13 protein-coding genes and 1 pseudogene are annotated in these 19603 nt (G+C 56.8%); 5 read left to right on the top strand and 9 right to left on the bottom strand.

Going from position 1 to position 19603, the window contains the following annotated elements:
• Window positions 1-200 precede the first annotated feature (200 nt).
• The 3 genes from U862_RS0107395 to U862_RS0107385 form a co-directional block, all read right to left on the bottom strand.
• Entirely contained in the window at window positions 201-1718 is a 1518-nt protein-coding gene (locus tag U862_RS0107395; RefSeq protein ID WP_025109795.1) for a glycosyltransferase family 39 protein, read from the bottom strand.
• Window positions 1715-3436, bottom strand: a complete 1722-nt coding sequence (arnT, locus tag U862_RS0107390) for a lipid IV(A) 4-amino-4-deoxy-L-arabinosyltransferase (protein WP_025109794.1) — start codon at window positions 3434-3436, stop codon at window positions 1715-1717. The genes U862_RS0107395 and arnT overlap by 4 nt, the downstream gene beginning before the upstream one ends.
• A gap of 298 nt (window positions 3437-3734) precedes the next feature.
• Entirely contained in the window at window positions 3735-4277 is a 543-nt protein-coding gene (locus U862_RS0107385) for a histidine phosphatase family protein (protein WP_371262558.1), read from the bottom strand.
• A gap of 456 nt (window positions 4278-4733) precedes the next feature.
• Here U862_RS0107385 and U862_RS0107380 point away from each other — a divergent pair, with 456 nt between their 5' ends.
• Window positions 4734-5996 carry a HAMP domain-containing sensor histidine kinase gene (locus U862_RS0107380; protein WP_029977508.1) on the top strand — a complete coding sequence of 421 codons (1263 nt, stop codon included), beginning with the start codon at window positions 4734-4736 and terminating at the stop codon, window positions 5994-5996.
• Window positions 5997-6004: 8 nt separating this feature from the next.
• On the opposite strand, the gene U862_RS0107375 is transcribed toward U862_RS0107380, so the two are convergent.
• The 5 genes from U862_RS0107375 to U862_RS0107355 form a co-directional block, all read right to left on the bottom strand.
• Window positions 6005-6556, bottom strand: coding sequence for a membrane integrity-associated transporter subunit PqiC (locus tag U862_RS0107375; RefSeq protein ID WP_025109792.1), 552 nt, complete (start codon window positions 6554-6556; stop codon window positions 6005-6007).
• A 16-nt stretch (window positions 6557-6572) separates the two neighbouring features.
• Window positions 6573-8228: an intermembrane transport protein PqiB gene (locus tag U862_RS0107370; protein ID WP_025109791.1), complete on the bottom strand. Its 1656-nt coding sequence runs from the start codon at window positions 8226-8228 to the stop codon at window positions 6573-6575.
• Window positions 8229-8341: 113 nt separating this feature from the next.
• The gene (locus U862_RS0107365) at window positions 8342-9643 is read right to left on the bottom strand and encodes an FAD-binding oxidoreductase (protein ID WP_025109790.1); all 1302 of its coding nucleotides are present in this window, start codon (window positions 9641-9643) and stop codon (window positions 8342-8344) included.
• Window positions 9640-10728: a polyamine ABC transporter substrate-binding protein gene (locus tag U862_RS0107360; RefSeq protein WP_025109789.1), complete on the bottom strand. Its 1089-nt coding sequence runs from the start codon at window positions 10726-10728 to the stop codon at window positions 9640-9642. The genes U862_RS0107365 and U862_RS0107360 overlap by 4 nt, the downstream gene beginning before the upstream one ends.
• A gap of 197 nt (window positions 10729-10925) precedes the next feature.
• Window positions 10926-12284: a glutamine synthetase family protein gene (locus U862_RS0107355; protein WP_025109788.1), complete on the bottom strand. Its 1359-nt coding sequence runs from the start codon at window positions 12282-12284 to the stop codon at window positions 10926-10928.
• A 162-nt stretch (window positions 12285-12446) separates the two neighbouring features.
• Here U862_RS0107355 and U862_RS0107350 point away from each other — a divergent pair, with 162 nt between their 5' ends.
• From U862_RS0107350 to U862_RS0107330, 4 genes and pseudogenes are all read left to right on the top strand, one after another.
• The gene (locus U862_RS0107350; RefSeq protein WP_025109787.1) at window positions 12447-13346 is read left to right on the top strand and encodes a helix-turn-helix domain-containing protein; all 900 of its coding nucleotides are present in this window, start codon (window positions 12447-12449) and stop codon (window positions 13344-13346) included.
• A gap of 124 nt (window positions 13347-13470) precedes the next feature.
• Entirely contained in the window at window positions 13471-13986 is a 516-nt protein-coding gene (locus U862_RS0107345) for a cupin domain-containing protein (protein WP_025109786.1), read from the top strand.
• A 1842-nt stretch (window positions 13987-15828) separates the two neighbouring features.
• Window positions 15829-16110 (top strand): helix-turn-helix domain-containing protein, encoded by a 282-nt coding sequence (locus tag U862_RS0107335; RefSeq protein ID WP_025109784.1) that lies wholly within the window; start codon window positions 15829-15831, stop codon window positions 16108-16110.
• A 901-nt stretch (window positions 16111-17011) separates the two neighbouring features.
• Window positions 17012-18257, top strand: a pseudogene (locus U862_RS0107330) (site-specific integrase).
• A gap of 212 nt (window positions 18258-18469) precedes the next feature.
• Here the strand turns inward: U862_RS0107330 and U862_RS0107325 are convergent.
• The gene (locus U862_RS0107325) at window positions 18470-19579 is read right to left on the bottom strand and encodes a CaiB/BaiF CoA-transferase family protein (RefSeq protein ID WP_025109783.1); all 1110 of its coding nucleotides are present in this window, start codon (window positions 19577-19579) and stop codon (window positions 18470-18472) included.
• Between the last annotated feature and the right edge of the window lie 24 nt (window positions 19580-19603).

Raw genomic sequence — 19603 nt, 5'->3', positions numbered from 1 at the left:
CCTGTTTATAAGACGTTATGAGCAAGCCTTCGCAGCGTGATGCAATGCGAATGATTTGCAAGTGTTAAGTCGCAGGGCAATTTAGGGGGGCAAATGAGAAAAAAACGTCAAACAAACCGTTAATACTTGTCATTGTCATTCAGATTAGGCGACGACGTCATCGGGCGCACGATTGCTGTGCGCCCGATGACGTGTTTTTTTCAGGAAGGGTTTGGAATGTAAGCGACGCTCTGGTCTTCACGACCGTGAAACATCTGCTCGCCGCGAGTAGGCGTAGTGGTGATGACTTGATGATCGCTGCTCAGATAATTCAGCGGCGGTGTATCGCCGGTGCGGTATTGGGCGACAACGATCGTGCGTTGCGGATCCCAGTGCTGGCCGCTGGTGCGTTCCAGCCAGGTCATCAGCGCTGCGGTGTCACCCGTGCGCGGAAAGTCCTGACCTTCTTGCACGTAATAGAACGGCGCACCGCCAGTTTGCAGGTACATCGGCACTTTGTTGTCGACCTCGACCATGACCATGCGCCACTGGTTGAGCGGCGCCTGCTGGCTGGCCTGCTGACGTACCGAGTCGCCAAACGGAATCGCGCCGCCGCCGCTGTTGGTCCACGGATAGAGGACGCCGAGAATGGCGACCAGGGCGACGGTGGCAACGCCGAAGCCGATTTTCCAGCCACGGCCTTCGGAATTGCGCTGCGCCATGCGCCGGGTGATCCACCAGGCGCCGAGCAATTGCGCGAACGGCACCAGTGGCAGCACGTAATAGCTGCGACGGCTGCCGCTGGCGGTGAAAAACAGCATCAGCAAGCCGAGGCCGAGGATCAGCCAGCGGGTGTCTGGCTCGATGTCACGCCAGTTGCGGATCGCCACCCACAACGCAATGATCCAGCACGGCGCCCAGGGCAGGGTGTAGACCGGCAGATAGATCAGGTAGGTGTAGATCGGCCCGAATTGATCGAACGGCTGGAAAAACCGCACGACGTTTTCCCGCAGAACCAGGCCCAGGCCGCTTTCGCCATAGTTCGGCGCGCCGTAGAGGTGCGACAGCAGGAACGGCACCATATAGAAGGCGCCGGCAATCAGCAGGGCGGCGCACAGGCGCAGGTTCAGGTGGCGCTTCCAGCGGTGTTCGCCGAGCAGATGCGGCAACAGCACCAGCCCGGGCAGGATGAAACCGATCAGGCCTTTGAACAGTGAGGTCAGCGATAACAGCCCGAAGAACACCAGATAACGCGAAAATCGCGTGTCCTCCGGTCCGCGCCAGTACCACCAGACCGCCGCCAGAATCCCGCAGACGGTGAGGATGTCGGCCGTGGCGACCCGCGCCCAGAACACAAAATAGAAGGTCGTCGCCAGCATCCCGCCGGCGATCAGTCCGGTGCCTTTGCGAAACAGTTGCTCGCCCAGCAGATACACCAACCAGACGCTGAACCAGGCGGAAATCACCGAAGACAGGCGCAGCGACCAGTGGCCCAGGCCACCGGTCAACCAGGCGGTGCCGGTTATCAGCCAGTAGGACAGCAACGGTTTGTCGTAATAGGGCGTGCCCTTGAGGTACGGGTCAAAATAGTCGCCACTTTGCAGCATCTGCAGGGCGATATTGGCCCAGCGGGTTTCCGCGCCCCACAATTCGCGGCTGCCCAGGCCGAGCAGCAGCATCAGGGCAGTCGCGGCCAGCAGGAGCAGCAGTGGCCCCCGATCAGACGTATTCCTGGTCATGGCTGGCTCTGGTTGAAGATGAGGATTTCCAGTTGGCCACGGCGGTAATGCTTGCCGTCGATGGGCAGCAGCTCAAGTTGCTGAGCGTCCGATGTGCTGTTGACCCGCATCACCACGCCGACCGAGCCTTTTTTGCGGGCTTCGGTCATCCACTGGCCGACATCTTCCAGACTGACTTTGCGCGAGGCCATGGCCGGGTCATCGAGACCGTACTTGAGTTCGCCGACGGTGTTGAACAGATCCACCTGCGGACGACGCAGACGCCAGGACAACGCAGATGCTGCGCCCAGGTCGTTACTCAGCAACGATGTGGTTTCGCTCAGTTCCTGCTGGTGTTCGGCAATGAACTGATCCGGCATTTTGCTGTTGACGATGGTTGCCGGCATGGCGGCCGGCAGCAACGCGATGAGCAGGCCAATGCCCAGCGCCGGTGTCGCCCACAACGTCAGCGGTCGCAATGTTTGCAGCGAGCCGGCGATGAGCCAGCCCAGCAGCACGATATAGGCCAGCGACAGGCTGAACATTTCGGTGTGTTCGTAAATTTCGCGGGTCGCTTGCAGATAGATCAGCGCGACCAGCGCGGCAATGGCCAACACCACGTTGACTACGCCGTTGCTACGCAACACGCGACCGTCCTGGCGATCAAGCCAGCCCATCACGGTGTAACCCATCAGCAACGCCAATGGCAGCAGGCACGGCATGATGTAAGTCGGCAGTTTGCCGCTGCTCGCGCTGAAAAATGCCAGCGGCAGCACGAACCACAAGGCCAGGAAGCCGATTTTCGGGTCGCGTTTTTCGCGCCAGGTGCGCAGCAATGTCGAAGGCAACAGCAGCGCCCACGGCAAGGTGGATGCAAACAGCAGCGGCAGATAGAACCACCATGGGCGCGCATGCTGGGCATCTTCACCGGCGGCAAAGCGGCGGATGTGTTCGTGCCAGAAGAAGAAGCGCCAGAAGTCCGGTTCACGCGCATGCACGGCCAGTGCCCACGGCACGCTGACCAGTGCGGCCACCGCAACGGCAACCAGCCCATAACGCACCAGTTCGCCAAAGCGACGCTGCCAGATCATGTAGGGCAGGGCGATCAGTACCGGCAGCATCAGGGCAAGAAAGCCTTTGGTCATCAAGCCCATGCCGCAGGCGAGCCCCAACAATGCCCAACCACCCAGCCGACCGCGCGGGGTATTGCTGTCGATGGCAAACCAGATCGCCACCAGGCTCAGGTTGACCCACAAGGTGAACTGCGGATCGAGGTTGGCATAACCAGCCTGGCCGGCGATCAGACCGAAGCTCATATAAAGGAGGGCGCAAGCCGCGCTGATGCGCGGGTTGTTCCACAGACGGCGGGCCAGCAGATAGGCCAGCCATACGCTTGCGCCGGTGCTCAGCGCGGAGGCGATGCGCACGCCGAAGAGGTTCTCGCCGAAAATCGCCTGACCGATGGCGATCATCCAGTAGCCGGCAATCGGTTTCTCAAAATAGCGAATGCCCATGAAGTGCGGCGCTACCCAATTGCCACTCTGCAGCATTTCCTGGCTGATCTGGCCATAACGGGTTTCATCGGGAATCCACAGGCCGTGTGTCATCAGTGGCAGCAGATAAAACACTACGAACGCCAGTACCAGACCGGGGATCGCAAAACGCTCGATCACGGTGCTCGGTTGGAGGCGAGGCAAATTCAAAGCCGCATGGTGCAGCGGTTTGTTCTCAGACGTCATGACTGGACCTTGGTGCAGTACAAAGTGTGCGTTTCAATGACGCGCCTGGCGATTTCCGTAGCAGGCGTGACACCGGGTTGGATGAGTGCAGGTGAGAGCACGTCCGGAGGACGTCTCCTGCATTCAGAGAACTGGCGTGCTTCCAGCTCTAAGTTCTCTCTGGAAAGACAAGCTTTAAAACGGAATATGTCCAGTTTTCGAAACTTAAAAACATTTCTTATTACAAATTGGCGGGTGCAACGCGCGGGCCAGAGACGTGTTTGCGCAATACCGAAAAGTTGTACAACACGCCTGCCTGTTATTTGTTCATGCGTTGCCAGCCTTCGGGGTTCATGAGGCCAATGACTTTAAGCTCGCCTTGCGCGTCGATCCGCACTAAAACAGCGCTGCCATATTCGGCAGCGACTGCCCGGGGGTAACCGGTTTGCCTTTCAAAATCGGCGATGCAGCCGCTGTGCGTCACCAGAATCATGTTCTGCCCGGGCGTCTTGTGCGCCACCACCTCATTGCGCAGTGTCGGGCCACAGGTTTCCAGCCATTCCTGGGGCACCGCATCGTGACCGAGCATGTAATGTGCAGTCTGCATGGTGCGCGTCAGCGGGCTGCTGAAGACCTGGGTTTTCTGCAGGCCCAATTGCATGAAGCCTTGGCCGACGCCGGCTGCAGCAATGCTGCCCACCTGAGTGATACCGTCCGCCGGCCCCAGGCAGGTATTGGTCGAGCGGTCGCAACGCTCGGTATGCCGCACCAGTGCGACGACTTCGCCGGCCTGCCAGGCGCTCACCCATTCCTGGGTGGCAGATGCACTGGCATAGCGCAGGTTGGCGGGCGAGCGTTGCATCCAGACGAAGCCGCAAATCAGTGCGATGAGCAGCAAACCGACAGCAATGATTGCCCAGGTGCGCGGACGAGACAGATCCCATCGCTTGGACGCTGATTGTACTTGTACTAATTCAACCAAAACGTTGCCCCTTGTCATTCCCGAGTTCCATTCAGTACACACACAGTGCAACGTGAGCTCGAGAAGGTTAGTTACTTTACGGTGGTTTGCTTGAATGGCTGCTGAACACTACGGTCAGACGCGTGTCGGAGCAGTGAAGAACTTGTGAAAAATTTGCGGGGGCCAACCTGTTTTAACTAAAACGGCTATTTGATAAACAAACTCAAATACTCGTTTTGTTTATCGGCGCTACTTAACAACGACGGCCGTGGAGGCGAAGCTGCGCCCCTTGGGCCCGTGGCATCGCGTGCTACCTTGTCTGTTGCTCTGAAATCAGCACTGGAGTCATGAAACCGGATGGACCTCAAGCAAAGCCTCGCCAATCGGATCGTGATTGTGTTCGCCTTGATGAGCGCTCTGGTTGCGGGTGTGTTCGCGATGGGCATTGTCGCCACCGTGCATGTCGTCGAGCACAAGTTGACCATGACCGCCCTGAACGGTGGTTTGCGCCGCTTGCTGGCAATGGACGACATCAGCCAATGGCGGCATGAGCCGGAAAAAAGCGAATTGTTTTTCTTCGAAAACGGTCCCGGTCCCATGGCGCTGACCGAACCACTGGCGAGCCTGCCCCTGGGTTTCCAGGAGATAACGTTGAATGGTGATGACTTCTACGCCATGGTCGACGCGGTTGGCGGACGCAAATATGTGCTGCTGCGCAATCAGGAAAGCTTTGAACAGCGTGAGCATCTGCTATTCGTCGTGGTGATCGTCGGTTTCATCCTCAGCGTCATTTTGGCTGTCACGCTCGGCAGGCTGTTGGCACGGCAGGTCATGGCACCGGTGATCCGCCTGGCACGACAGGTTCGCCATCGTGATCAATTGATCGCGTTGGCGCCGGCACTGCACCCTGACTACGCTGACGATGAAGTCGGGGCCCTGGCACTGTCTTTTGACCAGACCCTTGGCCGCTTGCGAGACACCCTGAATCGGGAAAAGCTCTTCACCAGTGACGTGAGCCATGAGCTGCGCACGCCGTTGATGATTCTGGCCAGCTCCTGCGAGCTGTTGCTGGCCAACCCCTCGCTTGAACCGCGCTCCACCGAGCACGTCAGACGGATAGCCCGGGCCAGCAGTGAAATGCGCCAACTGGTCGAGACTTTTTTGCTGCTCGCGCGCAAGCCCGAAGAGCTCGGAACCACCTCCACCTGCACGCTCGAAGAGGTCGCCGATGCCCAGGTCGAAGTTTGGGGGCGATTGATTCGCGAAAAGGGTCTGGCGTTCATCTATGAGTCGAAGCAGGCCGGCACGGGGCGATATGACCTGACCTTCCTGCAGTCGGTCATGGGCAACCTGTTGCGCAATGCCTGGCACTACACCGATCAGGGCTTTGTGCGTCTGACCCTGCTCAATGACAGTTTTGTGGTCGAGGACAGCGGCATCGGGATCCCTGAAGAGAAACGCCACGCCATGTTTCAGCCGTTCGTGCGCGGGGACGAACAGCGCGGGGAGGGCCTTGGACTGGGGTTGTCGCTGGTGCAGCGAATCTGCAGCCATCAACAGTGGCAGGTGCAACTGGTGACGCGCGAACCCAACGGTTGTCGCTTCACCGTCACGCTGTAGCCGATGGCTCAGGACGCCGATGGACAGCCACGCGGGTTGCCCGCCGCCTGACTGATCAATGCCGCCAGGCGCCTGACGTTGTTCTGTTGCGCGGCCACCAGATCGTCAATCCCCGGGCCTGACGGCGTTTGCAACGTGGAGCGGCACGTCAGCAAGCTGTTTTCCGCCGCGCCACTGGGGCGCAGACGCCATTTGACGTCAATCAGTCCGTACTGGCCGGGGATCGAATCAAAACGCTGCACGTCGATGCGCACAGAGACATTGCCGCGAGTGCCGGTATTGCTCAGTTGATCGTTCAGTGCACTGCGTAACTCATCCGCCAGACTCGCTCCCCACCATTGGGTTTCCAGAATCGCCAGGCCACTGCTGCCTTGGCGGATGACAATTTGCGGGCGGTCGACTTGCGGGGGCACGGTGATTCCCTCAATGGGAATCTGCGCCCCGGCCCGGGTGTTGGGCAACTGCACCGGCGTCAGCGTGTGAAAGCTGATCGGGTCGCTGCGGCAGGCCCCAAGGAGCAGGAACGCAGCGAGCAGGGTGATCTTCAGCGGTAAAGCCATGAGGTAGCTCCTGTGCTCAATTACGCGGCGGTCCTTTCAGATCCAATGGCGCGGCGTTGTCCGGGCGGCCACGTATCAGCGACTCCGGATGCCGTCCCAGATAATCCGACAGCTCACGCAGCGAACGCGACATGCGCCCGAGCTCGTCGAGGGTCTGGGTCAGTTTTTCACGCTGCGGCGAGTCTTCGGCCAATGTCGAGCTGGCGGACTGCAAGGTTTTGCTGACGTCGGCGAGGGTGGCCTGCACACCCGGCAGGGTTTTCGCGTTGAACTGGGTCAGGCCTTTGCGCAGCTCGACGAGATTGCTGTCGAGGTTGCCGGCAATCCGTTCGACCGGCAGTTTGTTGAGCTTGTCGACCATCGCTTCGAGCTTTTCCTGCAGCTGTTCGAGGCTGCCGGGAACGGTCGGCAGGATCACAGGCCGAACGGTCGGATCGAACGCAACCTTCTCGGCTTTCGGGAAGAAATCCAGCGCGATGTACAGTTGCCCGGTCAGCAGGTTGCCGCTGCGGGCCTGGGCGCGCAGGCCATTATCGACAAAGGTGCCGAGCAGACGAATGCCGGCGGCTTCGTCGTTGGGATCATGCTTGAATTCGGTCAGCATCTTTTTGTAGGCCTGACCCAGACGCTGCGGGTAAATGACGATCCCGACATTAAGCGGGAAGGTGCGCTTTTTCGCATCGAAATCCAGGTTGATGCCCACCACCCGACCGATCTCCATGCCGAGGAACTCGACCGGCGCATCGACCTTGAGTCCGCGCAGCGACTGGTCGAAACGCAGCACCATGTATTGCGCCTTGCCGTTGGGGGGGGCGAGAGCGGTCTGTTGGTCGGCGAACAGCTCGAAGTCCTTGTCTTCGCCTGCGGCCACGTCGTTGGGGCTGTAGTCCGGAGCGCGGAAGGCGATGCCGCCCACCAGCAAAGTCGAAAGCGATTCGGTCTTCACCGCAAACCCGTTGGCGCCAAAGTTGACGTCGATGCCGCTGGCATTCCAGAACCGGGTGTTCTCGGTGACAAACGCATCGTTCGGCGAGTGAATGAATACTTCGATGTCGACCCCTTTGCCATCGGGGTCGAGGGTGTAGGTGACGACCTGGCCGACCGGTATCTTGCGGAAATACACCGGTGAGCCGATGTCCAGCGAGCCGAGATCGGAGGCGTGCAGCATGAAACGCTTGCCCGGTTCGCCGTAGGTAATCGGCGGCGGGTTTTCCAGGCCTTTGAAGTGTTTCGCACGGCCATCGGCCTGGCCGATGTCGGCGCCGATGTAGTCGCCGGAGAGCAGGGTGTCGATGCCCGAAACACCGCCGGCGCCGATGCGCGGGCGCACGACCCAGAATTGCGAGTCTTCGCGAGTGAACGTTTCGGCCTGTTTGGACAGTTTGATGGTGGCGTCGACGCTCTTCTGGTCGCCGCTCAGCTCGACGTCAGTCACCTGACCGATCACCACGTTGCGGTATTTGACCTCGGTCTTGTTGGCGGTCAGACCGCTGCCGGTCTTGAAGTTGACGATGATCGTCGGGCCTTCCTGCATCAGGTTGTGCACCACCAGCGAAATGCCGACCAGCACCGCGACGATCGGGACGATCCACACCAGTGAAATACTGAAGCGTCGGGTCTTGATCGGGGCTTGCCCCGGTGCTCGCGGCTCATCGGCGGCTGACGACTTCATCCATGTCCTCCTCGGTTTGTTGGGCACTGAGCGTCAGGAACGCAAAAGCACTTCATCAATATAGAAGTGCCTTGCGATAGAGCAAACCGAAAGGATTAATTGCCCGAACGCCGTCAGCCCACCAGCTCACGCAGCCGATACCAGAACATGCCCAGGGCCAGCAGTGGCGAACGCAGTGCCGGGCCGCCGGGAAAGGTCATGTGCGGCACTGCGCTGAACACGTCCATGCCCTGACTGTGCCCGGCATGAATCGCCTCGCCCAGCAGTTTGGCGCACCAGTGCGTGACGTTCAGGCCATGGCCGGAATACCCCTGAGCGTAGTACACGTTCGGTTGCTGCTTGAGTCGGCCAACCTGGGGGAAGCGGTTGGCGGTGATGCCGATCTTGCCGCCCCACTGATAATCGATGCGCACGTCTGCCAGTTGCGGGAAGACCTTGAGCATCTTCGGTCGCATGTAGGCCGCGATGTCGGCAGGATCGCGTCCGGAATAGTGGCAGGCGCCGCCGAACAACAGGCGTCGATCCGCCGAGAGCCGGTAGTAATCAAGGCCGACTTTCTGGTCGCACAGTGCAAGATTGTGCGGGATCAATTGCGCGGCGCGCTCCTCGGACAACGGCTCGGTGGCGATGATGTAGCTGCCGGCCGGCAGCACTTTGCCGCTGAGCTGCTGTTCGAGTTCGTCCAGGTGCGCGTTGCAACCGAGCACCAGACTGCCGGCACGCACCGTGCCGTGGGCGCAACGCACCTGGACGGTTTCGCCATGAATGATCTGCTGCACCGGGCTCTGCTCGAAGATCCGCACGCCGAGGGACGCCGCCAGACGTGCCTCGCCTTGCACCAGATCCAGCGGATGCAGGTGGCCGGAGCCCATGTCCACCAGACCACCGGCGTAGACCTCGGCGTTGACCACTTGCTGACGGATCTGCTCGGGGCCTACCAGCCGGGTTTCATGGCTGTAGCCAAGCTCGGCAAGGCTGACTTGCTCGTCCTTGAATGCCGCGAATTGTGCGGGGGTGTTGGCCAACTCACAGAAGCCCCAATGCAAGTCGCACTCGATGTGGTTGTCAGTGATGCGCTGGCGTACCAGCTCCACCGAATCGATCCCGGCGCGTTGCAAGTAACGCACGCCGTCATTGCCGACATAGCGGGCAAAGCCTTCGACTTCATGGCCAATGCCGCGGATCAACTGGCCGCCGTTGCGCCCGCTGGCACCCCAGCCGATGCGCCGGGCTTCGAGCAACACCACCGACAGGCCGCGCTGAGCGAGTTCGATGGCGGTGTTGACCCCGGTGAAACCACCGCCGATGACGCAGACATCAACGTTCAGATCGCCGTCCAGCTTGGGGTATGGCGTGCTTGCCCGCGCCGAGGCTGCGTAATAGGAGCGGGCGTGTTCCTGGGTGTACTGATTCATTTGTTCGACTTCACTTTGCTCCAGGAACGGGTCATCAGACGCATGATCGACTGGGGCGGGGTGGTGGAAATGTACAGTTTGTCGAGGACTTCCTGCGGCGGATAAACCTCTGGGTTATTCACCAGCGCGACGTCCATGTACTGTTTGGCGGGCGGATTCGGGTTGGCATAACCGACCGAGGCACTGACCTTGGCGATCACCTGCGGGTCGAGCAGGTAATTAATGAAGGCGTGGGCTTCTTTAGGATTGGCGGCGTCGGCCGGAACTGCCAGCAGGTCGAACCACAGGTTGGCGCCTTCCTTGGGAATGGCGTACGCGATGTTCACGCCGTTCTTGGCTTCCTTGGCGCGGTTGGCGGCCTGGAACACGTCGCCGGAATAACCGAAGGCCACGCAGATATCACCGTTGGCCAGGTCCGAGACGTATTTGGAGGAGTGGAAGTAGGTGATGTACGGGCGGATGCTCAGCAGTTTGGCTTCAGCTTTTTTGAAGTCTTCCGGGTTCTCGCTGCGTGGGTCCATGCCCATGTAGTTGAGGATCGCCGGGAACACTTCGTCGGCCGAGTCCATCATCGACACGCCGCACTGCGAGAGCTTCTTGATGTTTTCCGGTTCGAACAGCACGGCCCAGGAATCGATGTGATCAATGCCCAGCACTTGCTTGACCTTATCGACGTTGTAACCGATGCCGTTGGTGCCCCAGAGGTACGGCACCGAGTGCGCGTTTTGCGGGTCGTTTTTCTCCAGCAGCGCGAGCAGTTTCGGGTCGAGATTTTTCCAGTTCGGCAACTGCTCGCGATCCAGTTTGAGGAAGGCACCGGCCTTTACCTGACGGGCAAGAAAGTGGTTGGACGGCACCACCACGTCGTAACCGGTACGACCGGCGAGGAGCTTGCCCTCCAGGGTTTCGTTGGAATCGAAAACGTCGTAGATCACCTTGATCCCGGTCTTGGTCTGGAAGTCGGCGAGGGTGGTTTCACCGATGTAGTCGGTCCAGTTGTAAACGCTGACCTGTGGCTGAGCCAGCGCTGCAGTGCTGCACACCAGCGCCAGAGCGGCAGGGACCATGGATTTCAGTAGACGCATATCGACACCTCTTGAAGTTATTGGATTTTTTCAGGTGGTTCTGGATTTTCAGGTCGCTCATTGTTCCTCTGTGGGCGGGGCTTGCTCGCGAAGAGGCTGGCACGTTCAGCATTACTTGACTGATACACCGCTTTCGGGAACAAACCCCTCCCACAAAAGCCCCTCCCACAGGGGGCGAAGGGGCTTTGCGGATTGGCTTAGACGCTGAGCAGCAGGAACTCGCGTTCCCACGAACTGATCACGCGCTTGAAGTTTTCGTGCTCGGCGCGTTTGACGGCGACGTAGCCGCGTACGAACTTGCTGCCCAGGTACTCGGCAACGGTGTCGCACTCTTCCATTTGCGTCAGCGCTTCTTCGATAGTGATCGGCAAGCGTAAATTGCGGCGCTCGTAGGCCCGACCTTCAACGGCGGCGCTCGGCTCGATGCCTTCGACCATGCCGATGTAGCCACACAAAAGGCTCGCGGCAATGGCCAGATACGGGTTGGCGTCAGCGCCCGGCAAGCGGTTTTCCACGCGCATGGATTCCGGGCCGGAGGTCGGCACACGCAGACCGACGGTACGGTTTTCTTCGCCCCATTCGACGTTCACCGGTGCCGAAGTGTCCGGCAGGAAGCGGCGGAACGAGTTGACGTTGGGCGCGAACATCGGCAGCACTTTCGGGATGTATTTCTGCAGCCCGCCGATGTGATGACGGAACAGCTCGCTCATCGTGCCGTCGGCATTGGCGAAGATCGGCTTGCCGGTGGCAATTTCCACCACGCTCTGGTGCAGGTGCATGGCGCTGCCGGGTTCGTCGCCAATCGGTTTGGCCATGAACGTCGCGGTGACGTTGTGCTTGAGCGCCGCCTCGCGCAGGGTGCGTTTGAATACGGTGATCTGGTCAGCCAGATCCAGTGCGTCGCCGTGACGGAAGTTGATTTCCATCTGCGCCGGACCGTCTTCGTGAATCAGCGTGTCCAGGTCCAGACCTTGCAGCTCGCACCAGTCGTAGACGTCTTCGAACAACGGATCGAATTCGTTGGCGGCGTCGATCGAGAACGACTGACGACCACTTTCCGCGCGGCCCGAACGACCGAGCGGCGCCTTGAGCGGCAAGTCCGGATCTTCACAGCGCTGGGTCAGGTAGAACTCCATTTCCGGCGCCACAATTGGCTTCCAGCCTTTGTCGGTGTACAGCTGCAGGACTTTCTTCAGCACGTTGCGCGGCGACAGTTCGATCGGGTTGCCGAACTTGTCAAAGGTGTCGTGGATGACGATGGCGGTCGGCTCGATCGCCCACGGAATCACATACACGGCGTCGGCTACTGGCTTGCAGACCATGTCGATGTCGGCAGGGTCGAGCAGGTCGTAGTAGATATCGTCGTCGACAAAATCCCCGGTTACCGTTTGCAGCAGCACACTTTCCGGCAGGCGCATGCCTCGTTCATGCAGGAACTTGTTGGTCGGTGCGATCTTGCCGCGGGCGATGCCGGTCAGGTCACTGACCACACATTCAACTTCGGTAATCTTGTGATCTTTCAGCCAAGTGAACAGCTGATCGAAAGGGGCATTCATAAAGACCTCGTTATTGGTTTTATAGACGCCGGGGAGGGCGGGTTTCATCTTCCGCCCCCTTCCCCTGTGGCGCGTTGGCGACTATCTTGGGCGTGCCTTGCAGTTCCATCTATCCACTTTAAGCAGCACCAAAGCGCACCAAAAGAGTGCGCAAGGTCTCCCATGACAACGTGCAATCCGCTACAGGTTCAGGCTTTCAATACCGCTGATGTCACCGAGCAAATCCGCGCCACGCCGGGTTGGGTCCAGCATTACCAGCAGATGTCTCCCGGACATTTCGCCGGGCAGATTCGCTATCTGGATTTGCAGGGCGTGCAGGTTTACGAAGAACAGATGAACACCCGCGTCGAACAGAATTTCAGCGCGCCAGCGGGTGCCTTGGCGTTTTGTTTCGATCGCAGCGACAACGCGCTGTATCTGCTCAACGAAGAGAGCCGCAACATCTGGATCACTCCGGAGAACTACCAGGAAATTGCCGTGGTCTTTGGCCCGGAATTCGTCCGGCAACACGGTCTGGACGTGTCCCGACTTGAAGGCCTGTTCATGGCGCCGCTGAATTGCGGGCAGAACGCCTTGTTCAGTCGCTGGTTAAGCTCGACACTCACGAAGTTGTCGCAAACCCTTGATCAACCAAGCAAAGAAGCCCTGACTCAACAGTTGCTGGAAGACTGTCTGTTCATCCTCGACAACGCCCGTGCGCGTCTTGATCGCGACGGCCTGCAGCGCCGTAGCGAGGAACGGACGATCATGAAGCGAGTAGGGGAATGGGCTGCCGATTCGCCGGAAGAGACGGTCAATCTGCTGGAACTGGCACAGGTGGCGGGCGTCTCGCTACGGCAGTTGCAGCATGCGTTCAAGGACTTCACCGGCATGACGCCAAGCCACTGGTTGCGCCTGCGGCGATTGAACAGCGCGCATCGTGAGCTGCTCATGCGCGCGCCGACGGAAACTACAGTGGCCGAAGTGGCGATGAACTGGTCGTTTTGGCATCTGGGGCGGTTTTCCAGCAGCTATCGGGCGCTGTTCAATGAGTTGCCAAGTGAGACGCTCAAGCGTTGTTGATCGATCGCCCCTTATGGTGTGTGCGCATAAAATCGGCAAACGTGCTGCTATCGTCGGTTAACTACACTAAATAGCCGTTTAGTTGAGCTATCGGAGATCCACCTTCAAATCAACGGAGCAGACCATGAATCCAGGGAAATCAGGCGTTAAGGAGATGATTGCGGCGCTGGATGTGCAGCCTCACGTCGAGGGTGGCTATTTTCGCAGGACGTTTCAAGCTGATGAGCGCGCCATGCTGCAAACCACCAATGGACCCCGTTACCTGATGACTGCGATTTATTACTTGCTGACCGAGGATTCGCCGGTGGGCCAGTTTCATTTCAATCAGTCGGACATCCTGCATTTTTTTCATCTGGGAGATCCCATCGAGTACAACATGATCCACGCTGACGGCTCGCTGCAGACGCTGATAATGGGCAACGACGTTCTGGCAGGTCAGCATTTGCAAATGCACGTGCCTGGTGGAATCTGGAAAGCTTCGCGGCTACTCGACGGTGAACATGGATTTGGATTGATCAGCGAAGCGGTATCGCCAGGATTTGATTTTGCGGACATGCAAATGGGTGACCGCAAGAAACTCACAGCGCAATTTTCGCAGCATCGAACGCTGATTGAAAAACTGACGCGGGATGATGATTGAGGCTTGGGAAAAGCGAGGCTCACGAGCAAGGCTCTGGATTGAAATCTGGCGTGCAACCGGGCTGATCGCGAAATATCTTGTTACGTGTAATGTATATTATGTTAAATCGTGTATTACGCTACGCGCCTCCTGCATCAACACTTCCTCACTGTTCAATAAAAATGAGAGCGATTTCATCTGAATTGAGAACAACGAACCTCACGCGGTTAGAAATTGAATCCCTTCTGTCAGTGTAAACATCTATCGGCTAGTCCTTCGTAACCAAACCGAGATTACCTGTGAGATCGTGACCATCCTCATTGAACAGATTTTGAGTTCTCCGCTCCTGTTTGAGGTGGGCCAGAGTCTGGAAGAAACATTCCTCACACAGGCGCAGTTCATAGCGCTCCCCAGCATGGCTAGTGCCATAGCCCCAGTGAGCATGCAGTGTGCCGAACTGAGGCCCGCCAACCAAGCAAGTGGAGCAACGACAAACATCGCATAGGACATCTGTCACGGGCTCGACTTCGACGCTTTCAGTTATTTTCATCGCAATCCCCTTCAAGCATCTCGGTTGACGCAGCGAATTTCTAGCAATAAGTTATGCTAACTTGCTCTGGGACTCGCGGGCCAAAAGCCTCCCCCTAGAGACATATGACAGGCTCACCTTGATAGTGGGTCTTTTTTATGTCCAAAACTCTACTTCCATGCTAGCCCTGCCCCATTTGCTAGTCGAGATGGGGAGAAAAGATCACCATTTCCAATTTCAGCCCTTATCATTAGGCTTCCTCCGGAATAGAAATCCGTGAAAAAGAGGATTCATAACCGCGGTTTCTCCATGACTATTACTCCAGGTGAGCCCTTTCGCAACCTGGTACGGCGACTAGAGTGACCGCCTACACTCCAAGCCTAAGGCGGCTGGCAACGTCACGTGAATGATGTCCTTCGTCTTACGAAATATGAGTTCGACATTCGCGGTTTCGAAGTATCTTCCCTCCGTTATCAGAGCGCTTCTGATGGTTGTGGGGAAGGCATGAGAGGATGCCAGGTGCGCTGTGGGATGACTTTTCCACCGTCGGGAAGCCTACTACCTGTTTATCTAACAATTTTCATGTGTATCGAAATTAGGGAAATTATCCTTCGGACATAAACTCGCTAATTTTAGTACACATGCGCTGCATCAATGCAGTTTTCACCTGCGCTGGAATTATTGCGACGGGCCTTCTCCTCCAAATCAAACGCAGCAAGGGCAGATGTTAACCGAGATCATCCGCAGCCTCCGTCGGATTCATCTCATTCACGATACGACTGATGACGGTCGACAGCCATATCTGATGAGCTACCAGTTCAGTGTCCTCTGGACCCTCTGCGCGAGCTACCTGATAGAGTGATCGCCACTCAATAACATTAGAGGGCTCAATTCTAGCGCCGTCCATAAACAATCCGTCAGACGCTAGTCGGTACGCATACGTATCTACGCCACATGCATCAGCACCAAGAAGTTTGACTCGCGCAAAATCCACTATGGCTTCTGCGGTCCATCGTGAAGTGCCGTTTAGCTCAGGAGAGATTGCTAGCTGGACGCCTATGATAGCTTCGTCTGAATCAGGTCGATCCATTTCGTGAAAAAGGTCGATCAGATCCTGGCCTGAGTGACGCCTAACTATACCGACACGCTCATGTGGTTGAGCGCGGAAGGCTACGGCTACGAACACTATCGTTGATGGCGCGTTGCCCTCTGACGATGACGAGTGGCCGCGATTCTGATGTACGGGCATATAGCTTTCCAAAAAATGAACACTATAGATTGTAGCTCTATAGAGTTCAAAAAGGCTTCATCGTTCCTTTTGTGGATAAAGCAAAATGGAGCTGAAGGAAGCGTTCGCAATTGCGTTACGCAATACCCGGGTTCGACACGGTTTGACCCAAGAGGACTTCGAGATCGTGAGCAGCCGGACCTATCTCAGCACACTCGAGCGCGGCCTCAAAAATGTGACGCTAGAGAAGGCTTCAGAGCTCGCACGAAGGATGGACATTCATCCGTTGACTCTCCTGGTTGAGTGCTTTCTACTTTTGGATCCAGATGCTGATCTGAACTTGCTCTTTGAACGGATACGACGCGAAACTGAATTAGGGGGCACGTAGTTAGAGACCAGATGGACTCGAAAACCGAAATCTATTGGCTTCTTGGCCTAGTGCGGTGTTAATGGCTGCATGCGACAGACTCGATATCTAGTAACAAAATATAGGAAGATCTAGCGAAATCTAGTGATGTCTAGCAAATTTTACTGGACATCACCAGATTTCGCCCTCGACCTACGTGGAAAATCTGACGGTTTAGCGGTGCATAGCTTAGGCTTGAAGGTTGTGAAACTTTCCTCCCACCAAATACCCTGGAAGCTCACCACAACCTAGCTACATGAGAAGCTCAGTAAAACGCTAGTCCGGCATCTTTGTTATCTTCAATTTTGACCTGTTAACTGCGGTGATTAACAAGTCAAAAAATAAATTTACAGAGTAGTACTGAACTTGCGAGTTAGCCTTTGATTCGCCTGGCGCGCCCGGGATTCAAAGCTCCGTAACTCTGTTCGAGCTCCGGGGTTTGCCAGGCGAAATGTTTACACTTGTTATTGCTCGCGTTGCACTGTCAGCAGCGACCGTAATCATCGAATTCGGTAGGTGTTTCCTTTTCTTATCTACCAATAAAACGTCGAGCTCAAACGTAGAAAATACAGCGGACTTCTCCAATTTTTACACCCCGGTAGATTAGGTTGGAGCTCATCAGAACGTCATGACACGTCATGACACGTCATGTCTGACGAGTGATTTGTGCCTTTTGAGCATAGTCTATGTACCACCTGCCGCATGGAGAACACAGCCAACTCAACTAAACATCTATTTAGTTGAGTTATAAGTTAAGGTATTTCATAGCCCTTCTCATTGGATGAGCCAAGTGTAACATCCGATAACTGTCAGACCCGGATATTGCATAACATGCCTGGTACACGCAAGCTAGCGTCATTCCTGTACCGCATTGGCCCATTGCATGACCCAACTCCTACAGCCGCTGTTCGACACCTTTGAGTGCTTCCAGGAACTCAATTTTCTCCAGCTCAGCAACGAGCGTTGTACTGTCAAACAATATCTCAAAGGTTTCGATGAGAGTTGCCGGGCCATTGACAGCTATCTAGTTGTGCGGAGTTTCTCGAAGTCCTACGCCAGCAACCAGTCAACCTTCAAATCTTTCAGAACGCACGTCGAACGATTGCTGCTCTGGGCACTGATTGTGGTTCGTAAACCTCTTCTGGAGCCGCGTCGCTCCGATGCGGAGCGATTCATGGAGTTCTGTCTTAACCCGTCCGCGGACTGTGTCGGCCCTGTAATCAAATCTCGGTTCAAACGCATCGGTGGTCGCAAGCGGCTTGAATCAGATGAGTACATCGTGAATCCTGATTGGCGCCCATTCAGCTCCACCGTTTCTAAACGTGAGCGCAAGCTGGCAGCTGAAACGATGAGTGATCTCTCCTCGCGTGCTTACCATATGGCCCAGGGATCTGTGGCTCAGGTCTTCGCTGTCTGCGGCAGCTTTTTTCAACACGCGATGGATGAAGGGCTTACGGAAGCAAATCCGTTCCGTGCCATCAAACAGATGTCGATCTATAAGCAGCGAAACACACTGGACGTATCGTCTCGATCCTTGACGGAACTGCAATGGAGCTTCGTGATTGATACCGCGGAACAGATGGCAGACGAAGACCCAGCCCATGAGCGCACACTGTTTGTCGTAGCGACGCTTTTTGCCATGTACCTCCGCTTATCTGACTTGATCGGTCGTGACAACTGGCGGCCAACAAAGGGAGATTTGCGAAGGGATACGACGGGCAATTGGTGGTTCCACGTAAGGTAATAAAGCGGCCAAGATCAGTGTGAGAGACGAGTACATCGAGCGTTATCTCGTGAGATATCGCCATTTCCTAAAGCCCTCTCCCCTGCCCTCACCACAGGAACAAACGCCACTTATTACCACACTGAAAGGCCGCGGTGGTCTATCTGACCGACATGTACGGTTGCTTCTTCAAGTTGTGTTTGATCGCGCCTTGCAACGTATGCAAAGTGAAGGTTGGAGTGAGGATGAAATCGACCAACTCCGCTCTGCCTCGCTACATTGGTTACGCCATACAGCTGCGACGTTCGACGCGCCGCTTCGCGACATGAAAGATCTCCAAGCCGATCTGCGTCAAAACAACCTTAGTACAACGCAAAACACCTACTACAACAGTTTGGACGGATAACGAGCCAGATCAGTAAAAGGATTGAAGATGCGGAAATAGTGCTCGTATTGCCCGATGGTTACCCTTCGTGACAGGCGGCAATCGGCCAGAAGCGGATGCTGAATGAGGTCCAATTCGGGTGATAACTTTCTGCGGGCAGCCACCGACCAACAAAAACAGCGACAATATGATCGACAAGGCGGCTAAACACTTCGGTCAGTTGACGCATAGGTTCAATTACTCGCCTTGAACCCGTACTTGCCGAGGACTGGAACCGCGACATCGCTGTCAGGTAGGCCACGGGAGAACTTTACTGGAAAACGCACAGCGATCGCCTGTTCCTGTGGCAGCGTTTGCACTGTCGCGCGTGCCTGGACATGCGGGTCGTCGAACAGTTCGTTGGCGGTGATCAGCGGTGAAAACGGTAGATCATGTTCACGAAACACTGCGCTCCAATGCGCTAGTGAATGGGTCGAGAACATATCTTTGAGCAAGCTGTTGACCTCTTGCTTGCGGCCAAACCGACCCAGCCGTTCGGCAAAACACTCGCTGCGCAGTTGCGGAAATTCATCGCCTAACACCTGGCACAGCGTAATCCAGAACTTGTTCTCCAAAATGCCCATCGCCAAATGACGGCCGTCCCGAGTCTCGAAGATATCGTTTTCGGGCATTACCGTTGGCGAGTCCAGTGGATTGGCTTCGTAGTCTCGGGACATCCACGCCATGTGAGCGGTCCAAGATAGGATCGCATCATGCACCGACACATCCAGATGCTGGCCAGTGCCGTCTTTTCGCGCGCTCATGATCGCCACCGACAGTGACAACGCTGCATAGGCGGAGGCGGCGTAGTCCGACAGGCGTACTTTCGGACGGGCAATCTTGTCTTCGACTTGCACCGGAATCGACCAATAGCCGGCCATGGCCAGATAGTTGAGGTCATGACCGGCATGGTCGGCATATGGGCCGCTTTGGCCAAATCCCGAAATCGAGCACAGAACGATGGCGGGATTGATTCTGGCCAAGTCCTCATAGCCCAGACCAAGGCGCTGCATGACACCGGGCCGGAAGCCCTCCACTACCGCATCGCATTCTCGCACCAGCTCAAGAAAGGTGGCTTTGTCAGCAGGGTCTTTGAGGTTGAGTGCAATCGAACGCTTTCCTCGATTGAACTGGGCAAACACGGCGTGGCCCAGCATTCGCGAACTGTCTCCTGTTCCGGGTTGCTCGACCTTGATGACGTCAGCGCCCAGCTGCAACAGCAGCGAAGTAGCATGTGGCCCAGGCAACAATTGGCTGACATCGATGATCTTTACATCGTTGAGGCAGGACCAGTCCGACTTCATATTGTGGCTCCCATGAAAAACGCC

Origin of the sequence: Pseudomonas sp. H1h, assembly GCF_000633255.1 — a bacterium.
GTDB lineage: Bacteria > Pseudomonadota > Gammaproteobacteria > Pseudomonadales > Pseudomonadaceae > Aquipseudomonas.
This window is presented reverse-complemented; position numbering and strand designations above follow the sequence as displayed.